At 34.3% G+C, this 2,581-nt stretch carries 2 protein-coding genes and 1 pseudogene; 2 read left to right on the forward strand and 1 reads right to left on the reverse strand.

Going from position 1 to position 2,581, the window contains the following annotated elements:
- Nucleotides 1-119: 119 nt before the first annotated feature.
- Entirely contained in the window at nt 120-1,298 is a 1,179-nt protein-coding gene (locus AB4Y90_RS17755; RefSeq protein ID WP_441558892.1) for an aminopeptidase C, read from the reverse strand.
- Between the two features lie 437 nt (nt 1,299-1,735).
- Here AB4Y90_RS17755 and AB4Y90_RS17760 point away from each other — a divergent pair, with 437 nt between their 5' ends.
- Together AB4Y90_RS17760 and AB4Y90_RS17765 are read left to right on the forward strand one after the other, a co-directional pair.
- Nucleotides 1,736-2,254: an RNA polymerase sigma factor gene (locus AB4Y90_RS17760; protein ID WP_441558893.1), complete on the forward strand. Its 519-nt coding sequence runs from the start codon at nt 1,736-1,738 to the stop codon at nt 2,252-2,254.
- A gap of 10 nt (nt 2,255-2,264) precedes the next feature.
- Nucleotides 2,265-2,581, forward strand: a pseudogene (locus AB4Y90_RS17765) (vWA domain-containing protein); the annotation flags it as partial.

Below are 2,581 nucleotides of genomic sequence, written 5' to 3' on the forward strand. Positions count from 1 at the left end.
CAGAAATCCTTGCGAACTTTGCGTTTAAAACAAAACAAAAACCGCCTGAAAAAATTCAGACGGCCTATTAACAAGTTTAAATATCTAGAATTGTCACCTAGAAGACAATAATGATTTCTTTACAAACCAATGCTTTTGCTTGGCTTAAGCTGTTTTCTGATGTTTTTCGGAATTGCATTTTTGTGTACCAAAATAGCAGTTGATTTGTATTCAACATACGGTTTTGTTACATATAAATATCCGTCAAAATCGTTGGTTACACCCCAAGAATTTTTCACCATATAATATTCTTTACCCGACTGATCTTTTGCCAATCCTACGATGTGCATTCCGTGATCATCGGTTGTAGAAAGGTTGTTCAACGCTTTCTGACGCATATCTTCAGTAATCGTTTTATCTTTTTTAGGCTGAGTAAATAAATCTTTTTTCACTTCCGGAGTGATTTTATCAAGATCTACATCAGGAACGTAAGCAACACCGTTTTTGTATGAAAAATAAGGTTCAGAAACATCTGTTGCCCAACCTACAGAATATCCTTTGTTTACTGCATTGTCGATAATAGCGGTCAGTTCATTCATCGGAATATTCCAGTCAGAATCATGGCTCCAGTTATCAGGAATCGGAACTACAAATTTCTGGTAGTAAGGATAATCTTTGTACGAAGACAGCTCTACATAGTCTTCAGGATTAATTCCTACCACTTCTTTAGCAAAAGTTTTCGGAGTATAATTTTTTCCTTCATATGTAAAGTTTGCAGGAACTTTTCCTAAATATTCATCCAAAATTGCATCTACAGAATCCTTTGAAGAAGCTTCTACCAAACTATCCAAAACAGGCTTTAATTTACCCTGCATTTCTTTAAAATTATTTAAAGTCTGCCCGGCTTTCAAACCTGTATAAACATCTTGTGGAACAGCACCGTATTTTTTGTACATGTTTACCACGTCGTGAAGCTCTCCTCCGTCTCCCCAGCTGATTGCTCCGTTGTTTAAAACATATAATTTTGCTTTATCGTGATAAGAGTTTCTTGCCGTAAAGATTTCAGCCAGATCAACCGGTTTTTTACCCATCCTCTGCATTTCAGACTCAAGGAAAGAGTTTCCTGAATAGCTCCAGCAAGTTCCGGATGAACCCTGGTTTTTTACTGAAGTTGCACCTACATCTTTCAACGTGGTAAACTGGAAATTGGCATTTTGAGACTGATTGCTCTTCAGCTTGTTGATCAGGTCATCCTGAGCAAACATCATACTTCCTGCGCATAAAACAAAAAGTAATGACGCAAATCTTTTGTTTTTCATAGTAACGATCTATTTATTTTTTTAAAGATGATATTAAATTTTTTTAATTACAATTTGTATTAATAATTAAATGAAACTTTTCAGCTTTAAATTTATATTCTAATAGTCTGCAATGTTAAGGATATGTTACAATATTGAATGTTAAAAAAGGGTTAAAATTAAGTTGGAGAGTTGTAGAGTTCTAGTGTAGTAGTGTTTGGAATCTTTATTACAAAACTTACTGAGTTTTTACAAGTAGAACGGCTCTGTGAAACTTAAAAACATTTAGTAAAAAAAATCTCTGTGGACTTTGTGCTCAATATTGTTTCGTTTAAATCTAACAACTATCAACTAAAACCATCAACCACTTAAAGTATTTCCTTATTTTTAAAAAAAAGTTTACAATGTTTCCAACCTGCGAGAAATTTCCTGCATCTATAAGAGTATAAAGCCTGACTATGGAAAAAGAATTACTGTTAGAATGCCAACGGAACGACCGCAATGCACAGCGGAAAGTCTACGAGAAAATGGCGGGCAAACTGTACTCAGTTTGCAGACGCTATCTGAAAAATGATGAAGATATTGAAGAAGTATTGGCCGATACTTTTTATAAAATCTTTACCAAACTGAATCAACTGCAAAATCATGATATTTTCGAAGCCTGGGCGAAGAAAATTGCGGTGAATGAATGTCTTCAGAAATTGAGAAGTACAAAAGCTCTGCACATTTCACTGGATGAAAATCTTGTAGAATCTCCCGATTCTAAAGTAGAAAACCTTTCTTTCGAAAAAGATATTCTGAAGCTTCTGAATTTCCTTCCGGAAGGTTGCAGAGCGATTTTCAATCTGTTTGCAATTGAAGGTTATCCGCATAAAGAGATTGCAACCATGCTTTCAATCAGTGAAGGAACATCAAAATCACAGCTGAATTTTGCGAGGAAAAAACTTCAGGAACTCTTGGTTAATCACAACATTTAAACTTTACATAATGGAAAATAATCACGATATAGATAAAAAATTCAACGAGGCTTCTCAATCTTTGGAAGAACCGGCTACTTTTCCGGACTTTGATAAAGTTTGGGCAAAAGTTGAAGAAAAATTAAATAAAAAAGACGACAAAAAGAAAATTATTCCAATCTGGTTTCCTTATGGAATTGCTGCGAGTTTAATTATCGGTTTGGGTGCATTTTATTTTATTAATAAAAATGATGGTTCTGAAATTAAACCTGCGATAGCTCAGAATGAAACTTCACCTAAAGTGAATTCAAATATTCAGGTGATTGACAGTACGGTGAAATCTAATAT

This window comes from Chryseobacterium sp. 2TAF14, from assembly GCF_052115105.1.
GTDB lineage: Bacteria > Bacteroidota > Bacteroidia > Flavobacteriales > Weeksellaceae > Chryseobacterium.

Bases quoted from the DNA above. Each gene is read 5' to 3' on its own strand.
- AB4Y90_RS17755 (WP_441558892.1), bottom strand. From the start codon at position 1,298: ATGAAAAACAAAAGATTTGCGTCATTACTTTTTGTTTTATGCGCAGGA.
- AB4Y90_RS17760 (WP_441558893.1), top strand. From the start codon at position 1,736: ATGGAAAAAGAATTACTGTTAGAATGCCAACGGAACGACCGCAATGCA.